The organism is Pantoea sp. ME81 (genome assembly GCF_903970985.1).
Lineage (GTDB): Bacteria > Pseudomonadota > Gammaproteobacteria > Enterobacterales > Enterobacteriaceae > Pantoea > Pantoea communis.
In genome coordinates this window covers 1-25,703 of record NZ_CAJCKS010000068.1, presented here as the reverse complement: position 1 = coordinate 25,703, position 25,703 = coordinate 1, and the positions used below count along the sequence as shown (strand labels likewise).

Below are 25,703 nucleotides of genomic sequence, written 5' to 3'. Positions count from 1 at the left end.
TGTGATAGTTGTATAGGTGTTTTCTATAGTTAATCGCAACGTGCGTTGCGATGTGTAGACATTTTGTTTTTGATAGTACAACAAGTACAGAGATCTAGACTGAACAGTACGCTCTTTCCCTACTCGACGTTCTTCTGTTCCAATAATGATGATGCTGGGCTCGTACAGCACCGGCGTGCGCGCCCACTGTTGGTCCGCACGCATAAAGCGCACACTCTCCAGCAAGGATTCGGTATAGCCTTCCTGGCGCGCCAGCTGACGTAACAGGTGGCAGGTTTGCTGTTTTACCGTGTTAGACATAGATAGCGTTCCAGAGAGAGGTTCAGGCAAAGCATAGCCATTTCATTCAGTGATGCACAATGGCGGCGAGAGAATCAGGCAAACATTCGCCACAATCCGGTCTGTTACGCCCGGCTGACTTTTTCAACAATAGCCTCGTCAATTACACGAGGAACTCGTCATGAACTTCAGCGAAAAAGTTATTCTGTTAACCGGTGCCAGTAGCGGAATTGGTGAAGGCATTGCCCGTCATCTGGCCCATCAGGGGCACAAACTGGTGCTGGGCGCACGCCGTACCGATCGCCTGGCAAGCTTGTGCGATGAATTACACCGTGAAGGTGCCAGCGTGGATTATCTCGAAACAGATGTCACCCAGCGCAGTGATACGCAAAAGCTGGCGGATTTCGCACTGGAAAAATACGGACGCATTGATGTGATGATCAACAACGCTGGCGTTATGCCACTCTCGCCGATGAGTTCAATGAAAGTTGAAGAGTGGGATTTAATGCTGGACGTCAATGTTCGCGGCGTGTTGTACGGGATCGCTGCGGTGCTGCCCACCATGCAGGCACAGCGCATGGGGCACATAATTAATATCGCATCCGTGGGTGCATTGACGGTTTCCCCCACCGCCGCCGTTTACTGCGCCACCAAATATGCAGTTCGCGCCATTTCCGATGGTTTGCGCCAGGAATCGCGTGAGCTGCGCGTCACGGTAATCAACCCCGGCGTGGTGGAATCTGAACTGGCAGACAGCATCAGCGATAGCGTGGCGCGCGAGGCGATGAAAAGCTATCGACAGATTGCACTCAAGCCTGATGCTATCGCCAGGGCGGTAAGCTGGGCCATCGATCAGCCTGGCGAAGTCGACGTTAACGAAATCACCGTGCGCCCTACTGCCAGTGGGCATTGAGGGAAAATATCCCTGGCGATTTCAGGCTGAAATTCGCAGAAATCGCTGTGGTGTTTCACCCATCAAACGGCGGAACATCGAGATAAAGGCGCTGGGGCTTTGGTAGCCAAGTTGGTTGGCGGTGCGCAAAACCGTCTGCCCTTGCGCCAATTGCACCAGTGCCTCTGAGAGACGTAACTGCTGGCGCCATTGGGTAAAGGTGATACCGGTTTGCTCGCGGAACAGGCGGGCCAGCGTGCGGGAACTGGCACCCACGCGCTGGCCCCACTCTTCCAGCGTATCGCCGCTGGCCGGGGTCGCTAGTAGCTGCTGGCAAATGTTGAGTAAACGGCGGTCGCTGGGCAACGGCAGATTACACACCGGACCATCCGAGGCACGGCGGATCTCATCCAGTAACAGCGGTGAAATCAGATCTACACGCGCGAGGTCGGGCTGCGGTTGCAACTCGATCTCCACCAGCGTTTGCATCAACACCTGTAATAGCGGCGAGATCAACATGCTACGCGCCTGCGGCCAAAACGCCCGCGCCAGTTTGGGATCGAGATACAAACTGGCACTGCGGATATCGCTCAGCGCGGTCAACGCGTGCGGTACACTGCCCGGCAGCCAAAGCGCACGACCGGGTGTCAATGTCCAGGAAGCGGTTTGCGTCTGCACGCGCATCACACCCTGCAAACAGAGCACCAGTTGCGCCACTTCATGCGCGTGCCAGCGCTCTTCACGACCAGCCTGATAATGCATTTCGCGCGTGGCGAGTAATGGCAGTGCTGGCGTCATTTCCGCCGCAAGTGGTTTCTGCAACACCCTTTCACCCAATCCCGTTAAATTGCCGATTGATGTCTGCTCTGCGTTATTTGCAATTGAGAAGGTGCAAACCCGCCAGCAGGACGCTATCAAATAAGATAGTAATGATTATCATTTGTATCACTATTTGGGGCCATTGGAACATATCGGGGAAAATAAATGCCGGGTCATTGCACCTTTAAGCGCAAGCCACTGAGCGTATTGCTGCTGATGCTAATCAGCAGCACATCAGGTTGGGCTGCTGATAATAATAACAATTCGAACGCCACACTCACCGTGACAGCCAACAGTGTCGATAGCGATAGCGCAGATGCCGACAGCTGGAATCAGGTGGCGAAGAAAGCAGATTCTGTCACAAAAAGCACGCGGCCGATTATCGAAACGCCACAAAGCATCTCGGTGATCACCCAGGCACAAATGGCTTCGCAGGCGGCATTGAATGTGCCACAAGCACTGCGTTACAACGCAGGAATTGGTGCCGAAGGCGGCGGTGCAGATTACCGTTTTGACGACATCTATATCCGTGGTTTTGCCGCCGATGAATACCTGGATGGCCTGCGCCTGCCAACAGTGACTTACTGGTCACGTCCGAATTACGACACTTTCCTGCTGGATCGCGTTGAGGTGGTCAAAGGCCCGAGTTCAGTGACATTCGGCCAGGCGAGTCCCGGCGGCGTGATTAATCTGATGAGTAAGCGCCCGACCGCGGAGCCCATTCACCAGATTTTTGTCAGCACCGGCAGTCATAATCTGTTCGAAACGGGACTCGATCTCTCTGGCGCACTGGATAACGATGAACACTGGCTGGGCCGCATCACCGGGACCTGGTCGCGTAATGACACGCAAGTCGATTACACCAAATACAAGCATTACGATATCGCGCCCGCGTTGACCTGGCAGCCGAATGACGACACGCGCCTGACGTTACTCAGTCAGTTCCGCAAAGACCCTTACACCGGTTTCTACAACCAGCTGCCGCTTGAAGGAAGCCTGGTCAAGCTGGCGCAGGGCAATTTCTCTGACAAATTCTACGGCGGTCAGCCCGGCTTCGACTATTACCGTCGTGAGCAGGCCAGCATCGGCTACGACTTTATGCACAAGTTTGATGACGTCTGGAGCGTGCATCAAAACCTGCGCTATCTGCATACCAGCAGCGATTATCAGATGGTCTACCCCACCGCGACCATCACCGATGGGTCAGCCACGGTGAGTCGCGACAGTATGCGGGTGATCGAGTCATTTAACGCCTTTGATGTGGACACCAACCTGCAAGGCAATCTCGATACCGGCGCCATCAATCACGCGCTGACGTTGGGTGTCGATTTTGTGCATGACGATTTGCGGCAGAACAGCGGTTACGGCAGCGCGTCAGATATCAGCTATCTCAATCCGGACTACAGCACGCCAGTAGAATCGCCATCGATCGATTATCACAGTCGATCTTTCATGACCCAGCAAGGTATCTATTTGCAGGACAGCATGAAGTGGAACAACTGGGTGCTAAATCTGGGTGGCCGTTATGACAAAGCGCAAACGCGAAGCCAGAACTGGGTCAGTGGCACGCGCACTGAGCTGAATGATTACGCCACCACCGGCCGCGCAGGTTTGCTGTATCACTTTGATAACGGCATTGCGCCTTATATCAGCTACGGTACGTCGTTCCAGCCGCAGGCGGGTACCTCCTTTGGCGGCGATCCGTTTAAACCGACCAAAGGCAAACAGTCGGAAGTCGGGATTAAGTATCAGCCAAACGGCTTTAATGCGCTGTTCAGTGCGGCCCTGTATGACCTGCGCCAAACCAACGTGTTGACCGCCGATCCGGATCACGCCAACTACTCAGTACAGACCGGCGAAATCCGTTCACAGGGATTAGAACTGGAAGCGAAAGCCAATATCACATCTCGCTGGCTGGTGAATGCCTCTTATGCACTGACCAACCCGAAAGTGTTGTCAGCCAATGATGATACGCAAGGTAAGCAACCGGTATCGATTGCCCGCCAGACTGCTGCGCTCTGGACCGAATATGCTCTGCCGGGTGTATTGGATGGCCTGACGATTGGCGGCGGCGGTCGATACGTGGGCACCAGCTATGCCACCAGCGACAACAGCCTGAAAGTGCCGGCTGCGATGATCTACGACGCGATGATGCGCTATCGCTGGCAGGATTGGCAGCTTGGTCTGAATCTGCAAAACCTGACCGATAAACAGTACCTCAGCAACTGTAACGATCTTGGTTGTCACTTTGGCTTACGCCGTCAACTGATCGCCACGGTGAGTTATCAGTGGTAATCCGACGTCGAACACTGATTAAGGGCGCGCTGGCAGGCGCGGCCCTTTTTTCGTTTCCGCTGCAGGCAAAAACGACGCCGCGCTGGGTGATCCTCGATTGGGGGATCACCGAAATGGCTCTGCTGTTGGGCATCACGCCGGTTGGCGTTGCCGCCCCCGACTGGTATCGCCGCCTGTTTAGCCAGCCTCCGCTTCCCGAGCAGGTCGCCGACGTGGGTTTGTTATTTCAACCCAATTACGAAACCTTGTTTGAATTGCGGCCTGACACATTGCTAGTCACGCCAGCACACCGTATGGCTGAAGCACAACTATCCCGCATTGCCCCGTTATCCTACTTTTCGACAAGTGGCCCCCATCCGTGGCAACAGGCGCAGCAGAATCTGCATGCGCTGGCACAGCTGGCCGGTCTCCGCACACGCGCTGACCAAGTCATGGCAGGCATACTGCAACGCCTCGAGAGTGCGCGACAGCAAGCCGTTCGCTTCAAAGACAAACCCATCTATTTACTGCATCCACTGGATACCCTGCATGTGCTGGCTTTGGGCGGGGGCAGTCTGTTTTCTGACGTGCTGGGTTTACTTGACCTGCCCCACCACACGCCGTTTGCGGTGGGCGCTCAGGGCTATGCCACGCTGGAACTGGAGCAACTCACGCAGTTGCCGCCCGGCTGGCTGGCGCTGCTGCCTTCCTGGCCGGAAATTGATCTCAACCCCGTATTGCAATCTCCGTTGTGGCATACCCTGGCGCGATCGGATGGGCATCGGTTGCTGGAGTTACCGGATGGACTTTCAACGGAAGGAGGCGTGCTCACCGCCGTGCGTTTCGCCGAAGCGCTGGTCAAGGCGTTAAACGAGGCAAATCCATGAATCGCCATCCCGCCTCGCTGACGCTTTTACTGTTTGCAGTTGCGCTGATGCTATGTCTTGAGCAGCTGGCGCACCAATTGCCGTGGCACGATGCCTGGCAAGCGCTGCACCAAACCGCAATGCCCACGCTGGCACAACAGGTCTTCACGCTGATGTGGTTACCTCGTCAGGGTATGGCGATTTTATGTGGTCTGGCGTTGGGCTTTACCGGCGTGGTAATGCAGCAGGCGCTGCGCAATCCGTTAGCCGAACCGATGACGCTGGGCATTGCTTCCGGCGCAACCTTAGCGCTTTCCCTCACCACCTTGATGGCACCTGCATGGCTGCTGCTGGGGCGAGAATGGATTGCGCTCAGTGGAGCGATCGTCGCCTTTGCGCTGGTCTTTCTGCTTAGTGTACGTCAGGGGTTTACCCCGCTGGCGTTAACGCTCGCGGGTATGCTGGTGAACCTGTATTGCGGTGCCGCCAATCTGCTGTTGTCGATCATTTACGATCGTTCGCTGTCCGCCGTGTTTATCTGGGGTGGCGGCTCTCTCGCGCAAGAGAATGCACACGCATTGGGATGGCTATTGCCGCGCGTACTGATCGCTGCCATTCCCGTGCTGCTGATTATGCGTCCTTTACGCCTGCTGGCGCTGGATGAACGGGTTGCTCACTCAATCGGTTTGCCTGCTGGATGGATGCGAGGGGTTGCGATAAGTTCCGCGTTGCTGATAAGCAGCCTGGTGATCAGTGTGGTGGGCGTCATCGGTTTTATCGCGCTTGCTGCGCCACACCTGGCGGCACTGGCGGGCGCAAAAAACCTGCGCCAGAAGCTTCTCTGGTCACCGCTGCTGGCCGCCGGTTTGCTGTGGCTGACCGATCAGTGGGTCAGTCGCCTCAATGGCATTGATGGCTTGCTGATCCCCACCGGGATGATGACTGCGCTGGCAGGCGCACCGCTGTTACTGTGGTTTTTGCCGCGCCTGCGCCATCTTTTTCAGCCCGATGTGAACGAGCCTCAACCTGCTCCCTTCCCGGCGCGACGCTTTACACGCTTGCCAGTGCTGGCCCTGTTTATTGTGATGCTGATTGTCGCGCTTGCCTTTGCTCATGGGGTAAATGGCTGGCGCTGGAATTCCCTCGCTGAGATCCAGAGAATGTTGCCGTTTCGCCTGCCGCGCTTGCTGGCCGCCATAGCCGCCGGCGTGCTGCTGGCAGCTGCAGGGGTGATTTTGCAACGCATTAGCCGCAATCCGATGGCCAGTCCGGAGCTGCTCGGCATCGGTGCCGGCGCTTCTCTGGGTATTACTGTGCAAGTGTTACTTTGGCCGATGGCAGCGATGCCGGTGATGATTGCCAGTAGTGCGGCAGGTGCGATGATCACACTGGGGATAACGTTGTGGCAGGCGCGCCACTATGCCCTCAATCCACAACGCATGTTGCTGAGCGGGCTGGCCATTACTGCACTGTTCCAGTCCGTTGCCGCCATTGTTATCAGCAACAACGGTATGGCCGCCGCGATGCTGCGCCAGTTGATGACCGGATCCACCTATTACGTCAGCACACCCATCGCCGTGATAGCTTTCACCCTGGCCCTGTTACTGCTGGCACTCACTCCCCTGCTGCGGCGAGTGATGTTGCTTTTGCCACTGCAGGGAATTCCCTCCTCGCTTGGGCTGAACGTGACTCAATCCCGGCTTTTGCTGATGCTGCTGGCTGCCGCGATGACCGGTGTTGCCACCTTAATTGTTGGGCCGCTGTCATTTATCGGCTTACTTGGCCCGCAACTGGCCCGCCAGCTGGGCGCGCGTAAACCCATGGAACAGATGCTGTTTGCCGCCGTGATCGCCGCCATTTTAATGATGCTGGCTGATTGGGCCGGCAGCAACCTGCTGTATCCACGGCAAATTCCTGCGGGCCTGATGGCAACCCTGATGGGCGGACCATGGCTGGCATTGCTGCTGTGGCGGCCGTTAGATAGCACAAACTCATAGGAGATGAGGTGTCGATTTATTTGATGTTACTGCGCACCACCGGTGTGCTGTTTTTTGTCGCGCTGGCCTGCAGCGTGATCGGTGGTTTGAGCAACGCGGCGCTGCTGGCACTCATCAATCAGGGATTGAGCGCCACGGAGGCGCAGCGCTGGCAACTGGCCTGGCAGTTTGCCCTGCTGGCGCTGCTGATGCTGGGCACGCGCACCCTGAGTCAGTCCCTGTTTATGGCAATGGGCCAGCGCTGCAAAGCCGAGTTGCGCCGCAAGCTGGTCCAGCAGGTAGCGGATGCCGGTTATGCCGATCTTGAACAGCACGGCATGCCGCGTGCCCTCAGCGTTTTGACGCAGGACCTCGACCAGGTGGTGGTGTTCTTTATTGCCTTGCCGGGTTTCGTCATGTCGCTGGCGGTGATCATCGGCTGCATGGGCTATCTCGGTTATCTGTCGCTGACCGTGATGATGATTGCGCTTATCACAGTGTTAATAGGCTCACTCGGCTACAGTGGAGTGCATCGGCGCGCCTTAAAACTGATGCGCCAGTCACGTCAGCGTGAAGAGACGCTCACTGGTGAAGTGAGCGCGCTGTTCAGCGGTGCGAAAGAACTGCGCTTACACGCCCCGCGCAAACAGGCGTTTCTGCATAACAAACTTTTCAATACCATCGAGCAGGTGCGCGTGGAACGTACGCGCGGTTACGTGCTGTATGCTCTGGCCAACATTTGGGCCAGCGTCTTCTTTTTTGCCTTTATCGGCGTGGTGATGTTTTTACTCGCCAACATGCTGGATCTGCACGGCGCGGTGATGTCTGGTTTCGCGATGGTGTTTCTTTATATGATCGTGCCGATTGAGACTGCGCTCGCCGCCCTGCCCGGCCTGACACTCACGCAGGTTGCACTCAAACGCATTCAAGCCATGCAGCAGCAGCTGCCACCTGAGCAAACAACCTTTGGTGCACCGCCGCTCAGTTTCCATCAGCTGGCACTGCGCGACATCACCTATCAGCATGAGGCATTTCAGCTCGGCCCACTCTCATTGCAGTTTCGTCCCGGTGAGTTGGTGTATCTGACGGGCGGCAACGGTAGCGGTAAAACCACGCTGGCTCGACTGCTTACCGGCTTATATCAGGCGGATAGTGGCCAACTGCTGCTGGACGGTGAAGTCATCAATGAGAGCAACCGCGCCGGTTATCGTCAGCTGTTTTCTGCCGTGTTTAATGATTTTCATCTGTTTGAGGATTTGCAAGGCATCGACAGCACACACTGGAATGACGAAGCGCACGCCCTGCTGGAAGCCCTGCAATTAACCCGAAAAGTGACGCTAGTGGAGGGCACTTTCTCGACGCTGGCGCTCTCCACCGGACAGCGTAAGCGCCTGGCGCTGCTGGTGGCCTGGCTGGAAGACCGCCCGTTCTATCTGTTTGATGAATGGGCAGCCGATCAGGATCCGGCGTTTCGCGAGGTGTTTTACCACCAACTGCTCCCCGCGCTGAAAGCACGGGGGAAAACCGTTCTGGTGATCACCCATGACGATCGCTATTTCCACCTCGCCGATCGCTGTTTGAAGCTGGAGCTGGGCCAGTTAGTTAGCGCTTAATCCTGGCGGCGGCAGCTTCTGTGGCCTCGCGGCGGCGAGCAATAAAGTCATGCATTTGATTTTGCGCCTGCGCCAGTCGTTCCGGCGAGGCGCTGCGTGGTGAACCTGCATGAAACGGTGGCGCGGGATCGTATTCCATCTGCAGCTGAATGTTTTCCGCCACGTCGCGGCCAAACAGTTCTTCTGCCACAGTCAGTGCAAAGTCGATACCTGACGTCACACCCGCGCCGGTAATCCGATTACCATCGCGCACCACACGTTCGGCTACCGGCGTGGCACCCAGCAGGCTGAGCTGATCCAATGACCCCCAATGCGAAGTGGCACGATATCCCTGCAACAAACCGGCGGCCCCCAGCACCAGTGAACCGGTACATACAGATGTCACCCATTGGGCTTGTTCGGCCTTTTGCCGCACAAAATCCAGCGTCTCTTCATCCTCCATCAGCGCAATTTGTCCCGGACCGCCAGGAATGCAGATTAGATCGAGGGGCGGACACTCAGAAAACGTTGTCGTCGGTACGATGGCTAAACCTCGGTCGGACATCACCGGTTGTCGGTCTTTCCAGATAAGAAAGTTACTCACGCCGGGCATGCGAGCAAAGACTTCCCACGGGCCAGTGAGATCGAGTTGAGTGAGATGCGGGAACAGCAGCAGACCAATATTGAACGGCGAAGAGGCGGCCATGATAGGCTCCGATAAGGGGTCAGAGCGTTATCATGGCCTTGATACGAAAAGGATTGCAACGGGTTAATTCATCAGCGGTTTTGCCACCGGTGCTTTCACGCCATCAGCCAGCGCGAACAAAGCTTCGACACGGGCTTTCTCTTTGTCGTCAACCGGGATCAGCAAACCACACACCACAAACACCGCCACGTTACCCGCCAGGCCAACGATGCCGCTGGTCAGCGAGCCAAGCGCCGGGATGTCATCCGGGAAGAACACGGTGAGCACGATAGCGATAATAATCCCGGTCATCATGCCCAGTAGCGCACCCTGTTTGTTACCAAAGCGACTAAAGATGCCAAAGAACAACGGCACCGCTAACTGAATGATCCCCTGATAGGAGATCTGCGCCAGCAGCTGCAAACGGGAATAGTTGAAGGTGAAGTACGCCAACAGCGCGGCAGCGACAATAAATACCACCATGCCCGACTTCGCCAGCACCGTCAGTTGACGATCGCTACGCGGTTTATTCCAGGTCGCCAGATCGTTGGCAAACTGCGTACCACATACCTGCACGCATCCATCAACGTGACCAATACTGGCAGCAAGAACAATCACCAGCGCCAGTGCCAGCAACCACGGACCGCCCTGATCAAACAGCGCCGTGAAGAAGCCATTTTGTGGATTGGCCTGCACGTTAGGATCCTGACTGACCGCCGTGGCGAACAGCATCAGGATGGCGTAAAAACCGCCCACCAGCAAAATGGTTAACAGCGTGCCCTTCTTAACAGCACGGATGCCACTGGCGGTATAAATACGCTGGAAGCTCATCGGCCAGCACATTGACCCAATCACGCCGGTGAAAATCAGGCTGAACATATACCAGGGACCATAGTGCGAACCCTCCGCGCCCGGAATCTGCAACATTGCAGGTGGTAACGTCGCCAGTTGGCCGAAGCCATGATCGCCACCAAACAACAGCACCACGCACACCAGCGCACCCAACCCATAGGCGATGATGCCTTGATACATATCCGTCATGATCAACCCACGCATGCCCATGCTGACGGTCCAGTACTGACGCACCAGAATCAACAACACGCCAGCGATCAGGCAGGTGGTGACGCCCCAGCGACCAAAACTGGCAAATTCCACCAACAGCGCCAGTGCCTGTATACCCATCACCACCCACGGGAAGACGCAGATGATGCCGATAATCGACGCCACTCGCTTCACCGCCGGGCTGTTGAAACGCATGCCGAGCAGATCAGGTTGTGTCGTCAGATTGAAGTGCTGGCCCCATTTCCACGCGCGGCGCGCCATCAGATACATGGCCGTCACGCCGAGCGTTGAGTAGACCGCGCCATAGAAGCCGATCACTCCGCTCACCGACAGTGAGAAGAAAGCGGTAAAAGTCGCTCCCGGCCACCACGAGTTGGTATAGCTCATGGCGATATACCACGGCCCATAAGACCGACCACCGACGGCGTAATCAGAAAAGGAGGTGCTTTTACGGTTGGTGGCATACAGCACGGCAATCATGATCGCCAGAAACAGGCCAATCATGCCAAAGGTAATTAAATAATGGGGTTCTGCTGCAGTGATTTTCATGCGACTTCCTCATCATCCGGAATTTCGCCAAACGCGCATTCCGCCAGATACATAACCCATAATCCCACACCCAGGAATACCGCAATCGCGAGCCAATAAACGATCGGCAGAGGTATCCCCAGTAATAACGCACTACTTCCGCTGACGCTTAAATAAAGCGGCGGGCAAAGTGCCAGCAGTAATAATGCCAACAGGTATAGGGCGAAGATTTTATTTTTAATACTTATGCGGGCGCGTAATTGCTGCGCCATGACCATCGAACTCATAATAACCTCCTCAATATTAATTGACGGTGTGCGCACTCCTTTACCTGCTGAATATCAGCATTTCCCCTTTGGTGTAACCTCAACATCAGACAGCAAAGAGCGCTGTCCGAAAATACGACGGACGGATAATGTTACAGACGATCTTACAAGGACTTAATCACGGCGCGTTCCGCTTACACCGCGCGTAGCCAGTTTTCCCAGTCGGGATGATTTAACACGCTGCGTGCCCGTAAATGCTTCCAGGCACCATATTTTGAAAAATCAAAATCAATATCGGCCACATGATGTTGAATAATGGCCCAGGTTGACCACTTCATATCCGCCAGATATTTATGAATTTGCACGCGAGCGAATAATGCTGCATCCACTTTACCGAAATAGTCCTCCAGCAATTCCTGTTCTATTTTCGGTGTGAAAAACATTTCGCCAAACCACAGCGCCAGTTCATAACAGCGATCGTTATTTGATGCATATTCAAAATCGACCAGGCGAATATCGTTTTGCGCGTTAAGCATGAAGTTTCCTGCCAGTGTGTCATTCATGCACGGCACCAAATCTAATCCCGCCGCTTCTAACGCCTGCTGCGCGCGCTGTGCCTGTTTGTGCAACCAGGCAGCATCAGCAGAGAGCGCGACATTGAGTGCACTGACCTGCTCAATATGCTCATTAAGCATGTCGAATACGGTTTTGTTCTGCCTGAGCAACGGCTGATCGTTGAAACTTTTCAAGCCCTGCAACGCACGATGACGAATCGCGGATTGCTGGAAATCGAGGTTTGACGAGGCGCGCCAGCCATCAATGAACTCAAACACTTCCACGCCAAGATCGCGCAGATAGGCCACCACCGGCACGCCATAGCCGGTTTGCGCTGCTTTCAGGCTCGCTTCATGTGCGGTGTCACGATTAATAAAGCGCTCGGTGCCTTCGCCGGGAATTTTGACGAAATAAGCACAAGGCGCGCCTTCTACTGCGACATGCCAGTTGGCGTTGGAAATACCGCCGCTTACCGGACGATACTGCACCGCCCTGCCCTGCCATTCCGGCATCGCCGTAATAGCTTGTTCCACCCGCTGTTCCTGCCAGCTTTGCGCTTCACCCAGAGATTTGCTCATTTTGCCTGCTCCGCAGTCAGGTTTAACCAACGTTCAAAACGGGGATCGCTCAGGCTCTGACGGCAGCGCAACAGCATCCACTGGCCGAGCTTGGCAAACTCCAGGCCGCGCATGCTGGTGACACCGTTCAGCATACCCCACAGCGTCCAGTGATAATCATCCACCAGCGCATATAAGCGACAACGCGCTACATCAGCCTCGCTGCAGTCACCGCGCCACGCACGAATCGCATCACGCCAGCGATCGTCGGTAGGCAGTTGTTCGTGGATAAGCGTCGCGATATCGTGCCAGGCATCCCCGCGCGCGGCATAGTCAAAGTCCAGCAAGCGCCATTCACCCTGAGGGTTGACCATCCAGTTGCTGGCGATGTTATCGCCGTGGATCAAAACGGGTGTATAGGACGCGGCGTTGAGTGCTTCCCACGCCAAATCGACACATTCCCCCATCCACCGCAGCTCTTCTGGCTGTTGCACACCCAGTGTTTCCAGCTGAAGACGTAGTCGCAACATATCCGCTGGCGGCTGTGTAAGGGCAGCGGCAATCCTGAGTGATGTAATTTATCCAGCGTACGCGTCAGGCTGGCAAAGTGATGCGGATCGCGTAACGCATCCAGTCGCGCCCAGCGGAAGCTGTCATCCAGCGCCGCGAAGATCAGAACGCCATTGTGCGGATCGGCGTGGCATAGCGACGGGGCGATGCCCAACTCGCCCGCCTGGCGGCTAATTTCGGCGCTGCGCTGGAAATCAATCAACGCTTTCTGATCATCGAACAGCACCTTGGCATAATAGCCTTGCCCCGCTGACTGCAGGCGAAATCCGGCCCATTCCGTCGCTAAACGATGCGGTGACGCCACACCTGCCGTGCCTGGCTGAATATCAAAGGATTGCGCGGGTTGCCAACTCGCCAGCGCTTGCTGTAAACGCATCAACATAGGGCGTCCCCCCCTTTCATACAGAGCTCTGTAAGCAGCGCCATCAACATGTCGAGACCGCGATGCAAATCGGCGGTGGCGGTGAATTCACGTTCATTGTGCGAAAGGCCGTCCACGCTGGGCACGAACAGCAATGCACTCGGGCAGTGATAGCTCATGCTTATCGCATCGTGACCTGCCACTGAACGCATCGGCATCGCTTTCAACCCCAATTTTTCCGCCTGCGCTAAGGCCAGATCACTCAGTGCCGCATGTAACTGCTGCCGTGGACGATACTGTGCACGGTCGAGACTGACATCGGTGGCCGTGTTCTGCGCAATCGATTGCATCTGCTGGCTAAAGCTGTCGCGCAACTGGCGCAATAGCGCTTCATCAGCAGAACGAAACTCAATAAATAACGTGGCTTCAGAAGTCACTACGTTCGGCGAATTAGGCACGGTTTCCAGACGGCCCACCGAGGTATGCAGCGCTTCGCCATAGCGTTCAGCCTCTGCACGCACCGCCACAATGGTGTGCGCGGCTGCCAGCAGCGCATCCCGCCGGCGATCCATCAATGCCGGGCCGGTATGGTTTTGCTCTCCGCGAAACGTCACCTGCCATTTCAGTGCCGCCCAGGTTTCCGTCACTACACCTATCTGTTTCTGCTGCAATTCAAGATGTGGACCTTGCTCAACGTGCAGTTCGCAGTAGGCCGCCACCGTCAGATCGGGTAACGCCGTTCCGCGATAACCAATATTTTGCAAAGCTGTATGCAACGAGATACCTTCGCCATCACAACACGCCAGAGCCTGCTCCAGCGAGAGTGCGCCTGTGAACACTGAACTGCCGGTCAGGCTGGGTTGAAAGCGCGCCCCCTCTTCATTGGTCCAGTTCACCACCGCCAGATTACGTTGCGCGGTTTGCGAATGGTCGCGCAGCTGGCGAGCCAATGTTGCCATGGTCACTGCAGCGCCGGTGACGCCGTAGGCACCGTCGAAACGCCCACCCAGCGGTTGGCTGTCCAGATGCGAACCGCACAGCACCCACGGCGCGCCTTCGCAAAGCGTCATCAAGCCAAAGATGTTGCCAATTTCATCCACGTGAACGTGAAAACCCTGTTGCGTCAGCCAGGTACAAAAGGCATCGCGCATTTGCTTATCCGCAGCGGATGCCGTCAGGCGATGTAAGCCGCCTGCGGGTGTCGCACCAATGCTGCTGCTGAGGGCGAACAGCGCATCAAACGCCTGATAATCTTGCGGTGTCATCCGCGGCATTGCCGGGATGGAGGATGTTGACATGGGCACTCTCCAGACTCGCTACAAAAGCTGCCGCGGGTCGCGCATTGGTCACTAAAGTGTCAACCGCGCTAAACGGCAGCGTGTTCACAAAGGTTCGCAGTCCAAATTTGCCTTCATCTGCCAGAATCACACTCTGGCGACAGTGCGTGCTCAGCACGCGCCTTAATAACGCCTCAGGCTCTTCGTAATCCATAAAACCGTTGTCCCGATCCACTGCACCAATGCCCATAAAGGCAATGTCGTAGTGGAATTGACGCGCGAACTCCAGCGTATGGGGGCCAATGAGTGCGTTATCATTTCGCCGAACGCGCCCTGGTGTTAGCGTGACAGCGTTATCGCTTTGCTGCGTGAGCAGCGCGGCGATATCCATTGAGTTCGTGATAACCTTCAAACGCGAGAAGCGGATCAGCTGCTGCGCCAGTGCCAGCGTTGAAGTGCCGGTATCCAGAAACAGCGCCATCCCCTCTTCCACTAATTCGCTTGCCAGCTGACCAATACGCGCTTTAGCACGCGGCTTGATACGGCTGCGTATCTGTAACGGCTGCTCTTCGCTGGGCACCGGTAAAATGGCACCGCCGTGTACGCGCCGTAATACGCTTTGCTCTTCCAGATATTTAAGATCGCGGCGAATCGTCTCTTCTGACACCACGAATTTCTGCGCCAGTTCCGTGACGCGCACCCGTTTGTCGTGGTGTAAAATCCGTTTGATCTCATCCAGTCGTGGCTGATTAATCATGCTTACCTTCTGTTTTTAGAGGCCAAAACCGCAGTATACCTTTCGGGCGGTCTCAAGGCCGCGCCTTACAGAGAAGGTTGATGTTGATCCCACGGCATCAGGGCTTCGAGCGCCGCGCAAAACTGCAATACGTCGCCTTCTGCATAACGTCGGCCGATCACCTGCAAACCCACCGGTAAACCTTGCGCGGTAAAACCACAGGGAATCGTCGCCGCCGGATTACCGCTCAAATTGAATGGCCAGGTGAAAGGTGTCCAGCGCGCCCACTCCACTCCGCTGTCGCCCGGCGACTGGTTTTCCGGCACATGGCGATCGGCCGCGAAAGGCAGTACCGGCAGCGTTGGCGTGATCAGTAAATCCACGCTGTCAAACAAGGCGTGCACCTGTCCGGCAAACGCCGCTCGTTGTTTTTGCGCCGCCAGGTAGTCGGCCAGATTCAGGCGCTGCGCGCGTTCAATCAGCGCGGCAAAGCCCGGATCGAGCTGGTCGAGCTGCTGCTGCAGTGCGGCACCATAAGCCACACCGCGCCCGCCGCTCCATAAAGTGTCAAATGTCTCAAACGGTGATGACCAATCCAGCGGGCGTGCCGTGAGCGTCACCGGTAACGTATGGGCAATCTGCTCCACCGCCTGTTCGACGCAACGCGCAATCTGCTCGTCGACCGGTGTGTTAAACAGCGTGGGACTGTAATGCACACGCAGCGCGGGCAATGGCTGGTCGCAGCGTGCCAGCCAGGATTCATTTTTGGCTGGTAGCGCCTGATGGTCGCGCGCATCCGGTCCAGAAAGCAGATCAAACAGCAGTGCGCTATCACGAACCGTGCGCGTCATCGGCCCGGCATGACTGAGCATTTCAGTGGCAGACCACGGCCAGGTCGGGATGCGTCCCAGCGAGGCTTTAAGGGCGAAAATGCCACAAAAAGCACCGGGGATACGCACCGATCCGCCACCGTCGGAGCCCAGCGCGGCGGGCACCATGCGCGCCGCCACGCTGATTGCCGATCCCGAACTGGAACCGCCGCTGGTTAACGCCGGATCCCACGGATTGCGCCCATGACCAAATACCCGTGAATAGCTTGATCCGGTCCAGCCAAACTCGGTGGTCGCGGTTTTGCCGACAATGATCGCTCCCGCCGCCTTCAGTCGCTCAATAATCGGCGCGTCATCTTCTGGTACGTTATCCAGTGAGGTGAGTGAACCTTTGGTGGTGCGCAACCCAGCCGTTGAGAACAGATCTTTGACGCCGAATGGCACACCGTGCAATGGACCCCGACTCTTGCCCGACTGACGTTCGCGATCGCAGCTTTTAGCCTCTTCCATCGCCTGCTCATCGTAAACATCACCAAAGGCATTCAATGTGGGATTGTGGGATTTTATTTGCTGAAGGCAATTCCCCACCAGCTTTTCACTGCTGATATCACCGCGACGAATCTGCTGCGCCGCGCCAATAACATCAGGCATCGAGTTAAATAAATTCTGGTCCACCGCCATGGTTACACCCTGCATTTCTGGCATCACTATGCAGCGATAGTGGCAACAGTTGGCGAATGAAGCAAGACCGGGTTATGTGGTTAATGTGGGATATGTTGTATTTAATCTGGCATTGTTATAGGAAAAGATGATGATGAAAGAAACAGCGAAATGACAAAACCGTGGCAATTGGATGAAGGTTTTGCGCGACAGGCCGCTCAATCACTCAGTTGCAGTTAAATCGTTCAGGGAAATGTGTGGATGGAGATATTAATTCACTGCGCCGCTATCATCAGCACAGTGATAATAAAGTCATCTGATAAAAAGATTACAACCAGCCTGCTTTTTTCAGTCGTGACCACATCACACCACAGATCGCCAGCGTCACCACCAGTACCGCGGGATAACCAAAGTGGGTTTTCAGTTCGGGCATATCAGAGAAGTTCATGCCGTACATACTGAAGACAATGGTCGGGACGATCAGCACCGCACCCCAGCCCGCCAACTTTTTATTCACTTCGCTCTGCTGAACCGACACCAGCGCCAGATTGACCTGCATCGCGCTGGTGAGCATTTCACGCATATCCTCGGCATCGATCATCACGTGATGAGCATGATCCTGAACGTCACGCAGATAGGCACGCAGGTTCTTCGGAATAATGTCTTCGTGAAAACGCGCCAGCTGGGCGCAAATTTCAGTCACCGGCATCGCGGCATTGCGCAGCGCCAGCAGTTCGCGCCGCAGATGATAGACATCCTCCAGCGTTTTGCTGTCAAAGCGGGTGGTAAACATGCCCTCTTCCAGCGTACCGATACGTTCACTGAGTGATTCGGTGATTTTGCTGTAGTGGTCAACGATAAAATCGAGGATGCAGTAAAACGCGTAACCCGGTCCCTGACACAACATGGTGTGGTTTTTTTCTGCCCTGGCGCGAATCGCCGCATAGCCTTCCGATGAACCATGGCGGACGGTGATCAGGAAGTTTTTACCGAGGAAAAAGTGGGTTTCACCGAAGCTGATGCGCTGATGATCGTCGAGATGTGCCGTTTTCACCACGATAAATACCGACTCACCATATTGCTCAATCTTCGGGCGCTGATGGGCAACCAGCGCATCCTCAATCGCTAACTCATGCAGGCCAAACTCTTCCTGCAACGTCTGCATAAAAGCTGGTTCAGGCTGATTCAAACCCAGCCAGATAAACGCACTCTCGTCTTTGAGTACTTCGCTGATGTCGGCGACATCGACATGCTCTTCACGTTTGCCGTGGCGATAAGCCACACAGTTAATCACCATTTTGGTGCTATCCATGTTGTTTTCACTTACTCAATCATAGTGTCAGTATCATTTCGATGCAGGGGAGATCGGCTTTGGCCAGAGCGGAAGGATACAAAGCTTCACGCACCGTGCTAAAGCCGTGGCGCAGATAGAAGCCGCTGGCATTGGGTGTTGCGGCGAGGGTCAGCTGCCGGAAACCGCGCTGGCGCGCCTCCGCGATAATCGCGATCATAATGGCACTGGCATAGCCTTTGCCGTTGCACGCTGGCAGGGTAAATATCGCTTCTACGCTGCCGCTTTTGAGATCGAGAAAACCCGTAGCGGCAGCGCCCAGTTCAGGATCGTCGATCACGTAGAAAGGATTGCCCTTAATCGCCTCAAAATAACCTGACGGCAACGCGTCAGGCGTCCATGCGGCAATCACTTCAGGCGGATAAACTGACTGGCAGCCATAGCGAATCGCGAGATTGCGAATACGCCACAAGTTGGCGGCTTCATGTGGAAGCGCTAAGCGCGGTGTCATGGATTCTTCTCTATGCGATGAATACGGAAATCCCACATTAGCAAAACCCTTGCCGCAAGTTTGTTCTTTTTAGTTTAAGGCACCCCAAAATAACGCAGCAATGCCGTCATCACGGCCGCGCCAACAATCACTAAAATCAACGGCGTACGGCGCCAGGCGAGAAACACAGCAAACAACACGCCCGCTATCCGCGCGACACCTGCGAAGTGACTGCCTTCAAATAGTGCAGTGGTGACGGCAACCGCCAGCAATAGCACCGTAGCAGCATCCGAGAGCATATTGCGCACCGATTCCGACATCGGCATACGGCTTCCCAGTCGGTAACCCGCGAAGCGCATCACATAAGTGCCGACGGCCAGCAGCGCGATCCCGGCAATCACGAGGTTATTGTGCATTTTTGCGCTCCCGCCAGCTTAATAAGCCTAACAATGAAAACAATACCGGCATTCCCGCCGGAACAAACGGCGTGGCGAGTACTGACAATGCCGTACCGAGCGTGGCCGGAATCCGCGTGCGACGTTGACGCAAAGCGGGAAATATCAGCGCGATCAAGATGGCAGGGAAGACCGCATCGAGGCCAACCGCCGAGACATCGGGAATGAAGCGCCCGATAAATGCGCCGCATACCACGCTGAGTGGCCAGATAGCAAAAATGCCCAAACCACATACCCAATATGCGGCGCGTCGCTGGGAAAGCGTCTTTTGCGAAATGCCAAACACCACGCTTTCGTCGTTCATGATATGGCAACCCAGCAAACTGCGTCCCCCCTGCCCGACCAGATCTTTCACCGCAATACCAAACGGTAAATGGCGCGCGTTGACCAGCAAACCTGCCGCCGCTGCCGTTAATGGGCTGCCACCAGCGGCCACAATACCGATGAACAGAAACTCGGAAGCGCCTGCCAGCACCATCGTCGACAGCGCGATGGGCACCCACAGTGGAAAACCATCCGCTGCCGCTAGCGAACCGTAAGAGAGCCCGACAATACCGTCGGCCAGACAAACCAGGAAAATCGCTTTTAATACGCCGCGATCAAGCGGAACTGCACCCAGACGCATCACAATTTGATCTCATATCGAACAGGAAAGCCGTTATAATGAACGCACCCGAATTGTTTTACAAGATGAACAAAGCGTTCGATATAAAGAACAGGAGTAATTGTGACACCACCGATCGATCTTATCTCTGCTGGATTAGTGCGCGAACGCCAGCGTGCCGGGCTCTCGTTAACCGAAGTCGCCCGCCGCGCTGGCATTGCGAAATCCACGCTTTCACAACTGGAAGCGGGCAATGGCAATCCCAGCATTGAGACGTTATGGTCACTGTGCGTGGCGCTCAATATTCCGTTCGCCCGCCTGATGGAGCCGGAAGTGAAGCGTTTGCAGGTGATCCGTCGTGGTGAGGGCATGATGGTGTCGGCTGAACTCGCGGATTACCAGGCCGCGCTACTGGCCAGCTGTCCGCCGGGCGGTCGTCGTGATTTATATCTGATCACCAGCCAGCCGGGCGCACCGCGCGCCTCTCATCCGCATCCGCCCGGTTCCGTAGAACACATCATTATTGCGCAGGGTCGCGCACTTGTTGGGCCTACCGATGCCCCGGTCGAACTTCATCCAGGTGACTACATCTGCTACCCCGCCGACGAACCGCACATCTTCGAAGCGCTGGAAGCGAATACCATGGCGGTGCAGCTGTCGGAGCAAAATTAGTCATAATAATTTCCTATGTTCAAACCCGATGATTGGCGCGTGACACAGTGGCATCCTGTGTTTTTCGCTAGCCGATTATCAGGAACATATGGATATTATTCCCGCCCGACCCCATCACGCCGCTGCCATTCAGAAAATCTATGCGTGGCACGTCCTCCACGGCACCGCCACCTTCGAAACCGAACCGCCCAGCGAAAGCGAAATGCTCAACCGCGTCAAAGATGTGCAGCAGCGCGGTGGCTTCTGGCTGGTGGCGCAAGAGGATGAACAGGTATTGGGTTATTGTTATCTGGCACCTTATCGACCGCGCTATGCCTATCGCTTCACGCTGGAAGATTCGATTTATCTCGATCATGAACAAACCGGACGTGGCGTCGGGCGGGCGTTATTGCAAAAAGCGATTGCGCTGGCAGAAGCAGCAGGCTTTCGCCAGATCATCGCCATCGTGGGAGATAGCGCCAATCAGGGATCGCTGGGATTACACCGGGCGCTCGGCTTCGAGCACACCGGTGTGATGAAATCGGTGGGATTCAAACATGGCCGCTGGCTCGACACCGTCGTGATGCAGCGCTCACTGGGTGTCGGTGATAGCCAGCCGCCAGAACGTTAAGCTGCCTGCATCGCAATCACGCGATCTGTCCCCTTCTCCAGCAAATCGCGATCGTGGTTCACCAGCAGCACGCCGCACTGCTGCTGACGCGCCATCTGCGTTATCAGCTGCAGAGTTTGCTGCTGAACCAGCGGATCGAGCCGCGATGTCGGCTCATCGGCGAACAGGAACACCGGCTCAAGCAGCATGACGCGTAATAGAGAAAAGCGCTGTAACTCGCCGCCCGAGAGGGAATCCGGGCAGCGCGTGAGCAATGAAGACTCTAACGCTAATTGCTCCATTAACGTGTCGCGTTTATACCGTTCTATGCGATGACGGCGCAGCACCTCCTCCAGGCTTTGTGACAGTGTGCGCGTGGGGGGGAACAATGCCGAGGGTTCCTGATAGATCTTCTGATACTTCAACGCACTCGCCGCAACATGACGTGTGATGCTGCCCTGTTGCGGTGTGAGTAACCCCAGCAATACGTCGCCAAAGCTGCTTTTTCCACTGCCGCTGGCGCCATGTAAGCCGACAATTTCCCCAGCATGCAGGACGAAGTTTTCTGGCACGCCCAACGTATTTCCGCCGCGCTGCAGTTTTAACCCTTGCGCACTCACCACGGGTTTGCTGCGGATCACCGTGGTATGCCGTTGCGGCCAGGCAACGGGATCGGCGGCCAGCAATTCGCGCGTATAACCCTGCTGCGGGGTGTGTAACACTAGCTGCGCTGCGCCTTGCTCGATCACTTTGCCCTTATGCATGACGATAACGTCTCCGCCCAACTGACGCGCCAGCGCAATATCGTGCGTGATGGTCATTAAAGTCCCACCTTCAGCCACTTCACGGCTCAGCAAAGCAGCAACGTCATCGCGTCGGGACACATCTAAACCCTTAGTCGGTTCATCTGCTATCAAAATCTCCGCACCGCCCGCGCGCGCCGCCGCAAATGCCGCACGCTGCGCCATGCCACCGGACAGTTGCCACGGGAATTTTTGTGCCGCTGCCTGTAAGCCCAGTTGTGCAAGGTCATCCTGCGCAGCCGCCACGCTTCGCGGCGCGGAATGCCCTCGAATATAGCGATAGCCTTCCGCGACCTGCTGCTGAACCGCCATGGTGGGATCGAGCGCCAGCCAGGGTTCTTGTGGCAGCGAGGCCATAGTCCTTCCCCACAAGCTGCGTAACGCATCACGATCCTGCGGTAACTGATAGCGTTGACCGTTGATGATCAGGGTTCCGCTGGCCTGAAGTGTCTCCGGCAAAATTCCCATTACCGCCTGCGCCAACAGGCTTTTTCCGGAGCCAGTCTCACCCAATAAAGTGAGCGGTTGGCCAGGTTGCAGGTGGAAATCAACCGGCTCCACCAGCGTGGCTTCTGCTGTTGCGATGGTTATGCCGATGGCCTGTAATCCTTTCATGCATGCTCCTTTTTCATCATCAGGTTAAGGCTAATCAGCAATAAAAACAGTGCGACCACAGGCTGTAGCAGCAACCAGGGCGCTTCCCAGGCAAAGGGCAGCAGTTCGGTCATCATCAAGCCCAATTCCGGTGTCGGTGGACGGACACCGACGCTGATAAATCCCAGTGCCGACACGGCCATGATGGCGCTGCTAAACGAGAACAGTGCAACGGTAAGCAAAACAGGTGCGAGTGCCGGCCAAAGGTGACGGTGAAAGCGGTAGATCGCGTTAAAACCCAGCAGTTTCGACGCCTGCATACCCGGCGAATGCACAATCGGACGTAAGGTGGCGCGTGTCACACGGAAGAATTCCACCCACAGCACCAACGAAATGCCTAACCACAGCATCTCCGGTGAGTCCGGGGCAATCGCCGCCAGTAACAGCACCAGCAGCAAGCCGGGCAGCGCGAGGCACATATCCCCCAGCATGCTGACCACACGGTCGAGCACTCCACCATAATGCGCGCTGAGTACGCCAGCCAGCACACCGACCAACATCGCACTGATCACACACAGTGCAGCCAGACCCAGTGACAGGCGCAGCGCCGCACTCAGGCGCGGCAGCATGTCACGTCCCAGATGATCGAAACCTAACAGATTGGCCTGGCTGGGCGGCTGCAACATGTTGAGCAGTTCTTGTTGCAGAGGATCACCATGATGAAACAGAGGCAGTAAAAAGGCGTAGCTCAGTAGCAGAGCCAGCAGCAGTAAACCGACATGACGTGAAGTTAATTTCATGGGCGCGTCCCTCGCGGATCAAGCAGATGACAACCTGCATCTACCAGCATATTCAGCAGGACAAACAGCAGGCCGAGCGCCATGGCACTGGCCTGAATCACCGGTACATCGCGGGCGAAGATAGCGTGAACCAACGCATGACCAATGCCGGGCCAGGCAAACAAGGTTTCTACCACCACCACGCCTTCCACCAGCCAGACAAACTGCATGCCGAACCAGGTGAGTACCGGCGTTCCCAGATTGCGTAAACCATGACGACGCAGCAAAGTGACGGTCGCCAGACCTTTTTGCTCCCCCCATTGGTAATAACCCGCGTTCACTACCTGCCAGGTGGCTTCGCGCACCACACGCACGCCCACCGCGCTTAGCGACAAGGCCAGCGTCAAAGCGGGTAACAGGAAATGACGCAGCTCACCGTGTCCCGCACTCGGCAGCCAGTCGAGTTGCAGCGCGAACAGCACGATCAGCAGCATACCCAGTGCAAAATGCGGCACAGACTTAAGCATCGATGTCAGCCAAAACAGCAGCCGATCCAGTTTGCCATTGGCATGGCAACCGGCCCAGATACCCAACGGCAGCGTGATAATGATTGCCAGTAGTAATGAAACACCGGCTAACGCCAGCGTCTGACTCAGTTGCCAACGCAGTTCATCCATCACCGGTTCGCCGGAAACCAGCGAGCGACCAAAGTTGAATTGCAGCAGATCGAATAGCCAGTGCAGTAAGGCGCTGCCTTGATCGGCTGCGCCACTTAACTCCTGCTGCACGCGCGCGACGGCATCCGCATCAACCCGATCATAGCCGTAACGACCGCTGGCAATGCGCCACGCCATATCGCCCGGCAGCGACCGAACCAGAAACCAGGTGAGTAAACCCACTGAGAGCACCACAAAAAAAGCCTGCATCAGCCGCCAGCTTAGTTGTCTGATCATCACGGCTCCCAACGCAGTTGGCGCAGGCCAAAGTGACGCTCAAACGGATCGAGCGCGACGTTTTGCAACTGACTGTTGATCGCTGCTGATTGTTGATACCAGGCGATTGGAATCACCGGGAGATCCTGTTGCAGTGCCGAAGTGATGAGTGTTCGAGCTTTGGCACGCGCGGAGGCATCGGTGGATTGCGTCAGGGTATGCAGTGCGCCACTGAATCCTGTCGGATGCCAGTTCATCGCCCCCCAGTCGCCACCTTTCTCGGCATAATCCTGCAATAAGGTGCCGGTTGGATCGGGCGTGAGTGCAAAGTTGCGTGAGAACAGCGCCAGTTGCAGTTTCCCGCTGTGGTGCTGGGCAGGAATTTCGCTGGCATTGGTTGAGTTGATCTTCACTTCAATACCGATTTTGCGCAGTTGCTGCTGGATAACCATCGCCATCAACGGCAGTTCAGGGCGATCCGGGAAGGTCAGCAGCGTCAGGCTGAATCGCTGGCCGTTGCGGGCCAGCACACCATCTGATCCCGGTTGCCAGCCGGCTTTCTGCAACAGCGTGACCGCCGAATCGGGCTGATAGGAGAGTGGAGGCAGCGCCGCATTGTGCCACTCGCCCATGTTCGGCGGGAACAACTGGCTGGCAGCACCCGGATAGCGCAACACCGCCATCGCTAACGCATTACGATCAATGGCCATGCTGATCGCTTCGCGCACCGGCTGTTCCGCTAACAGCGGATCGCCCAGATTGAGCTTCAGCATAAGCGTGCGCGGCACGGGAATGGCGGGGAGTTGCAGCGCAGGTTTGCGTGCCAGACGCTGACGGCTGGCGGCATCAAGATTGAACACATAATCCGCATCACCGCTTTCTGCTAATAGCGCGCGGGTCTCTGCCCGGCCAGAAGAGAGATAGCTGGCTGTGGTAATGTGCGGTTTTTCTCCCCAGTACCCTTCAAAACGTTTCACCGCTAACGACTGTGGCGGTTGAAAGGCGGTCAGCATAAACGGCCCGGAACCGATGATGCGCGTGATGTTGCCCTGTGCATCCCAGCTGGATATCGCCAGAATTTGCGAGCGACTTTCCGCCAGGACGGAAAGCAGAGGTGTGAAAGGCTCGCGCAGCGTGATGGTCACCACCTGCCCTTCTCCGCTGATCTCAGTGATCGGTGTTTTATCCAGTAATCCCGCTTTACTCCGCGCAGTATTGAGTGATTTCACTACCGCTGCCGCATCCAGTGGCGAACCATCATGGAAATGCACGTTATCGCGCAGCTGTAATTGCCAGCGCAAACCGTCTTCCGAGACCTGCCAACTCTTCGCCAAAGCCGGGATCGGTTCACCGCGTTGGTTCACTTCCACCAGCGTTTCCACCACATCCATGCGCAGAAGGATGTCACCGGAAAGCGCCGGATCGGCACCTTTAATTTCAAACGGAGCGGCAATGCGCACCGTGTTTTCCTGATGCTGCGCCGCGAATGAGGCGCACGAAGCCAGGCCGAGCGCCGTGGCGATCAGCAATTTTTTCATTGATTTCATTATGGTTTCCGAAAAATACCGCTACAAAAATCCCAAAGAAATTACGTTATAACATAACAATACACATTTAAACACAGATCGCCCGCGGGGATAAACGGTTTGCGCGGGTGTTTATGACAAATTGACACTGCATGCTCGGGCATGACTGGGTTATGCTGAAAC

Annotated in this window: 25 protein-coding genes and 1 pseudogene; 7 read left to right on the top strand and 19 right to left on the bottom strand. The window is 56.0% G+C overall.

Translation table 11 applies throughout. The annotated features are described in order from the left end of the window. Positions 1-300: pseudogene (locus tag H7A81_RS27675) on the bottom strand (AraC family transcriptional regulator); the annotation flags it as partial. Positions 301-460: 160 nt separating this feature from the next. Here H7A81_RS27675 and H7A81_RS14035 point away from each other — a divergent pair. Next, positions 461-1,192, top strand: a complete 732-nt coding sequence (locus H7A81_RS14035) for an SDR family oxidoreductase (RefSeq protein WP_182057807.1) — start codon at positions 461-463, stop codon at positions 1,190-1,192. Between the two features lie 21 nt (positions 1,193-1,213). On the opposite strand, the gene H7A81_RS14030 is transcribed toward H7A81_RS14035, so the two are convergent. Further along, positions 1,214-1,996, bottom strand: a complete 783-nt coding sequence (locus tag H7A81_RS14030; RefSeq protein ID WP_230599014.1) for a helix-turn-helix transcriptional regulator — start codon at positions 1,994-1,996, stop codon at positions 1,214-1,216. A 159-nt stretch (positions 1,997-2,155) separates the two neighbouring features. On the opposite strand from H7A81_RS14030, the gene H7A81_RS14025 reads away from it, so the two are divergent. The 4 genes from H7A81_RS14025 to H7A81_RS14010 are packed head-to-tail and all read left to right on the top strand — an operon-like array spanning position 2,156 to position 8,719. Then, positions 2,156-4,285, top strand: a complete 2,130-nt coding sequence (locus H7A81_RS14025) for a TonB-dependent siderophore receptor (RefSeq protein WP_182057806.1) — start codon at positions 2,156-2,158, stop codon at positions 4,283-4,285. Further along, positions 4,279-5,151, top strand: coding sequence for an ABC transporter substrate-binding protein (locus tag H7A81_RS14020; RefSeq protein ID WP_182057805.1), 873 nt, complete (start codon positions 4,279-4,281; stop codon positions 5,149-5,151). The genes H7A81_RS14025 and H7A81_RS14020 overlap by 7 nt, the downstream gene beginning before the upstream one ends. After that, positions 5,148-7,127 (top strand): Fe(3+)-hydroxamate ABC transporter permease FhuB, encoded by a 1,980-nt coding sequence (gene fhuB / locus H7A81_RS14015; RefSeq protein ID WP_182057804.1) that lies wholly within the window; start codon positions 5,148-5,150, stop codon positions 7,125-7,127. The genes H7A81_RS14020 and fhuB overlap by 4 nt, the downstream gene beginning before the upstream one ends. A gap of 8 nt (positions 7,128-7,135) precedes the next feature. Then, the gene (locus H7A81_RS14010) at positions 7,136-8,719 is read left to right on the top strand and encodes a cyclic peptide export ABC transporter (RefSeq protein ID WP_182057803.1); all 1,584 of its coding nucleotides are present in this window, start codon (positions 7,136-7,138) and stop codon (positions 8,717-8,719) included. On the opposite strand, the gene H7A81_RS14005 is transcribed toward H7A81_RS14010, so the two are convergent. The 13 genes from H7A81_RS14005 to H7A81_RS13945 all read right to left on the bottom strand — a co-directional run bounded on the left by H7A81_RS14005 (position 8,709) and on the right by H7A81_RS13945 (position 19,646). After that, positions 8,709-9,404, bottom strand: coding sequence for a DJ-1/PfpI family protein (locus H7A81_RS14005; protein ID WP_182057802.1), 696 nt, complete (start codon positions 9,402-9,404; stop codon positions 8,709-8,711). The genes H7A81_RS14010 and H7A81_RS14005 overlap by 11 nt on opposite strands. A 63-nt stretch (positions 9,405-9,467) precedes the next feature. Further along, positions 9,468-10,994 (bottom strand): sodium:solute symporter, encoded by a 1,527-nt coding sequence (locus tag H7A81_RS14000; RefSeq protein ID WP_034822301.1) that lies wholly within the window; start codon positions 10,992-10,994, stop codon positions 9,468-9,470. After that, a complete protein-coding gene (locus H7A81_RS13995; protein WP_034822302.1) occupies positions 10,991-11,260 on the bottom strand; it encodes a hypothetical protein in 270 nt (89 codons plus the stop codon). The genes H7A81_RS14000 and H7A81_RS13995 overlap by 4 nt, the downstream gene beginning before the upstream one ends. A gap of 173 nt (positions 11,261-11,433) precedes the next feature. Next, entirely contained in the window at positions 11,434-12,372 is a 939-nt protein-coding gene (locus H7A81_RS13990) for a choline kinase family protein (protein ID WP_097117620.1), read from the bottom strand. Next, a complete protein-coding gene (locus H7A81_RS13985) occupies positions 12,369-12,845 on the bottom strand; it encodes a phosphotransferase (protein WP_182057801.1) in 477 nt (158 codons plus the stop codon). The genes H7A81_RS13990 and H7A81_RS13985 overlap by 4 nt, the downstream gene beginning before the upstream one ends. Continuing rightward, on the bottom strand, positions 12,755-13,303 hold the full coding sequence (locus tag H7A81_RS13980) for a hypothetical protein (RefSeq protein ID WP_182057800.1): 549 nt from the start codon (positions 13,301-13,303) through the stop codon (positions 12,755-12,757). Before H7A81_RS13980 ends, H7A81_RS13985 begins: the two co-directional genes overlap by 91 nt. After that, positions 13,297-14,580, bottom strand: a complete 1,284-nt coding sequence (locus H7A81_RS13975) for a Zn-dependent hydrolase (protein WP_182057799.1) — start codon at positions 14,578-14,580, stop codon at positions 13,297-13,299. The genes H7A81_RS13980 and H7A81_RS13975 overlap by 7 nt, the downstream gene beginning before the upstream one ends. After that, complete coding sequence (locus tag H7A81_RS13970) at positions 14,519-15,316, bottom strand: DeoR/GlpR family DNA-binding transcription regulator (RefSeq protein ID WP_166932396.1); 798 nt, start codon at positions 15,314-15,316, stop codon at positions 14,519-14,521. Before H7A81_RS13970 ends, H7A81_RS13975 begins: the two co-directional genes overlap by 62 nt. Before the next feature lie 65 nt (positions 15,317-15,381). Beyond that, on the bottom strand, positions 15,382-16,821 hold the full coding sequence (locus tag H7A81_RS13965) for an amidase (RefSeq protein WP_255478970.1): 1,440 nt from the start codon (positions 16,819-16,821) through the stop codon (positions 15,382-15,384). A 292-nt stretch (positions 16,822-17,113) separates the two neighbouring features. After that, on the bottom strand, positions 17,114-18,082 hold the full coding sequence (gene corA, locus H7A81_RS13960) for a magnesium/cobalt transporter CorA (protein WP_182057808.1): 969 nt from the start codon (positions 18,080-18,082) through the stop codon (positions 17,114-17,116). A 34-nt stretch (positions 18,083-18,116) separates the two neighbouring features. Next, positions 18,117-18,587 (bottom strand): GNAT family N-acetyltransferase, encoded by a 471-nt coding sequence (locus tag H7A81_RS13955; protein WP_166932394.1) that lies wholly within the window; start codon positions 18,585-18,587, stop codon positions 18,117-18,119. A 74-nt stretch (positions 18,588-18,661) separates the two neighbouring features. Then, positions 18,662-18,982 (bottom strand): AzlD domain-containing protein, encoded by a 321-nt coding sequence (locus H7A81_RS13950; protein WP_034822312.1) that lies wholly within the window; start codon positions 18,980-18,982, stop codon positions 18,662-18,664. Next, positions 18,972-19,646, bottom strand: a complete 675-nt coding sequence (locus H7A81_RS13945; RefSeq protein ID WP_182057798.1) for an AzlC family ABC transporter permease — start codon at positions 19,644-19,646, stop codon at positions 18,972-18,974. Before H7A81_RS13945 ends, H7A81_RS13950 begins: the two co-directional genes overlap by 11 nt. A gap of 102 nt (positions 19,647-19,748) precedes the next feature. Here H7A81_RS13945 and H7A81_RS13940 point away from each other — a divergent pair, with 102 nt between their 5' ends. Together H7A81_RS13940 and H7A81_RS13935 are read left to right on the top strand one after the other, a co-directional pair. Next, the gene (locus tag H7A81_RS13940) at positions 19,749-20,297 is read left to right on the top strand and encodes a helix-turn-helix domain-containing protein (RefSeq protein WP_045831923.1); all 549 of its coding nucleotides are present in this window, start codon (positions 19,749-19,751) and stop codon (positions 20,295-20,297) included. 88 nt (positions 20,298-20,385) lie between these two features. Then, positions 20,386-20,907, top strand: coding sequence for a GNAT family N-acetyltransferase (locus H7A81_RS13935; RefSeq protein WP_160834529.1), 522 nt, complete (start codon positions 20,386-20,388; stop codon positions 20,905-20,907). Here H7A81_RS13935 and H7A81_RS13930 read toward each other — a convergent pair. Genes H7A81_RS13930 through H7A81_RS13915 form a run of 4 tightly spaced genes read right to left on the bottom strand, consistent with a single transcriptional unit; the run spans position 20,904 to position 25,541 of the window. Further along, a complete protein-coding gene (locus H7A81_RS13930; protein ID WP_182057797.1) occupies positions 20,904-22,304 on the bottom strand; it encodes an ABC transporter ATP-binding protein in 1,401 nt (466 codons plus the stop codon). The two genes, H7A81_RS13935 and H7A81_RS13930, sit on opposite strands and share 4 nt — an antisense overlap. Next, a complete protein-coding gene (locus H7A81_RS13925; RefSeq protein WP_182057796.1) occupies positions 22,301-23,083 on the bottom strand; it encodes an ABC transporter permease in 783 nt (260 codons plus the stop codon). Before H7A81_RS13925 ends, H7A81_RS13930 begins: the two co-directional genes overlap by 4 nt. Further along, the gene (locus H7A81_RS13920) at positions 23,080-24,015 is read right to left on the bottom strand and encodes an ABC transporter permease (protein ID WP_182057795.1); all 936 of its coding nucleotides are present in this window, start codon (positions 24,013-24,015) and stop codon (positions 23,080-23,082) included. The genes H7A81_RS13925 and H7A81_RS13920 overlap by 4 nt, the downstream gene beginning before the upstream one ends. Next, a complete protein-coding gene (locus H7A81_RS13915) occupies positions 24,015-25,541 on the bottom strand; it encodes an ABC transporter substrate-binding protein (RefSeq protein WP_182057794.1) in 1,527 nt (508 codons plus the stop codon). The genes H7A81_RS13920 and H7A81_RS13915 overlap by 1 nt, the downstream gene beginning before the upstream one ends. Positions 25,542-25,703: the final 162 nt, after the last annotated feature.

Bases quoted from the DNA above. Each gene is read 5' to 3' on its own strand.
- H7A81_RS13935 (WP_160834529.1), top strand. From the start codon at position 20,386: ATGGATATTATTCCCGCCCGACCCCATCACGCCGCTGCCATTCAGAAA.
- H7A81_RS14000 (WP_034822301.1), bottom strand. From the start codon at position 10,994: ATGAAAATCACTGCAGCAGAACCCCATTATTTAATTACCTTTGGCATG.
- corA (WP_182057808.1), bottom strand. From the start codon at position 18,082: ATGGTGATTAACTGTGTGGCTTATCGCCACGGCAAACGTGAAGAGCAT.
- H7A81_RS13915 (WP_182057794.1), bottom strand. From the start codon at position 25,541: ATGAAATCAATGAAAAAATTGCTGATCGCCACGGCGCTCGGCCTGGCT.
- H7A81_RS13920 (WP_182057795.1), bottom strand. From the start codon at position 24,015: ATGATCAGACAACTAAGCTGGCGGCTGATGCAGGCTTTTTTTGTGGTG.
- H7A81_RS13975 (WP_182057799.1), bottom strand. From the start codon at position 14,580: ATGTCAACATCCTCCATCCCGGCAATGCCGCGGATGACACCGCAAGAT.
- H7A81_RS13965 (WP_255478970.1), bottom strand. From the start codon at position 16,821: ATGCAGGGTGTAACCATGGCGGTGGACCAGAATTTATTTAACTCGATG.
- H7A81_RS13930 (WP_182057797.1), bottom strand. From the start codon at position 22,304: ATGAAAGGATTACAGGCCATCGGCATAACCATCGCAACAGCAGAAGCC.
- H7A81_RS13945 (WP_182057798.1), bottom strand. From the start codon at position 19,646: ATGCGTCTGGGTGCAGTTCCGCTTGATCGCGGCGTATTAAAAGCGATT.
- H7A81_RS13970 (WP_166932396.1), bottom strand. From the start codon at position 15,316: ATGATTAATCAGCCACGACTGGATGAGATCAAACGGATTTTACACCAC.
- H7A81_RS13955 (WP_166932394.1), bottom strand. From the start codon at position 18,587: ATGACACCGCGCTTAGCGCTTCCACATGAAGCCGCCAACTTGTGGCGT.
- H7A81_RS14035 (WP_182057807.1), top strand. From the start codon at position 461: ATGAACTTCAGCGAAAAAGTTATTCTGTTAACCGGTGCCAGTAGCGGA.
- H7A81_RS13995 (WP_034822302.1), bottom strand. From the start codon at position 11,260: ATGAGTTCGATGGTCATGGCGCAGCAATTACGCGCCCGCATAAGTATT.
- H7A81_RS13990 (WP_097117620.1), bottom strand. From the start codon at position 12,372: ATGAGCAAATCTCTGGGTGAAGCGCAAAGCTGGCAGGAACAGCGGGTG.
- H7A81_RS13980 (WP_182057800.1), bottom strand. From the start codon at position 13,303: ATGTTGATGCGTTTACAGCAAGCGCTGGCGAGTTGGCAACCCGCGCAA.
- H7A81_RS13950 (WP_034822312.1), bottom strand. From the start codon at position 18,982: ATGCACAATAACCTCGTGATTGCCGGGATCGCGCTGCTGGCCGTCGGC.
- H7A81_RS14005 (WP_182057802.1), bottom strand. From the start codon at position 9,404: ATGGCCGCCTCTTCGCCGTTCAATATTGGTCTGCTGCTGTTCCCGCAT.
- H7A81_RS14025 (WP_182057806.1), top strand. From the start codon at position 2,156: ATGCCGGGTCATTGCACCTTTAAGCGCAAGCCACTGAGCGTATTGCTG.
- H7A81_RS13925 (WP_182057796.1), bottom strand. From the start codon at position 23,083: ATGAAATTAACTTCACGTCATGTCGGTTTACTGCTGCTGGCTCTGCTA.
- fhuB (WP_182057804.1), top strand. From the start codon at position 5,148: ATGAATCGCCATCCCGCCTCGCTGACGCTTTTACTGTTTGCAGTTGCG.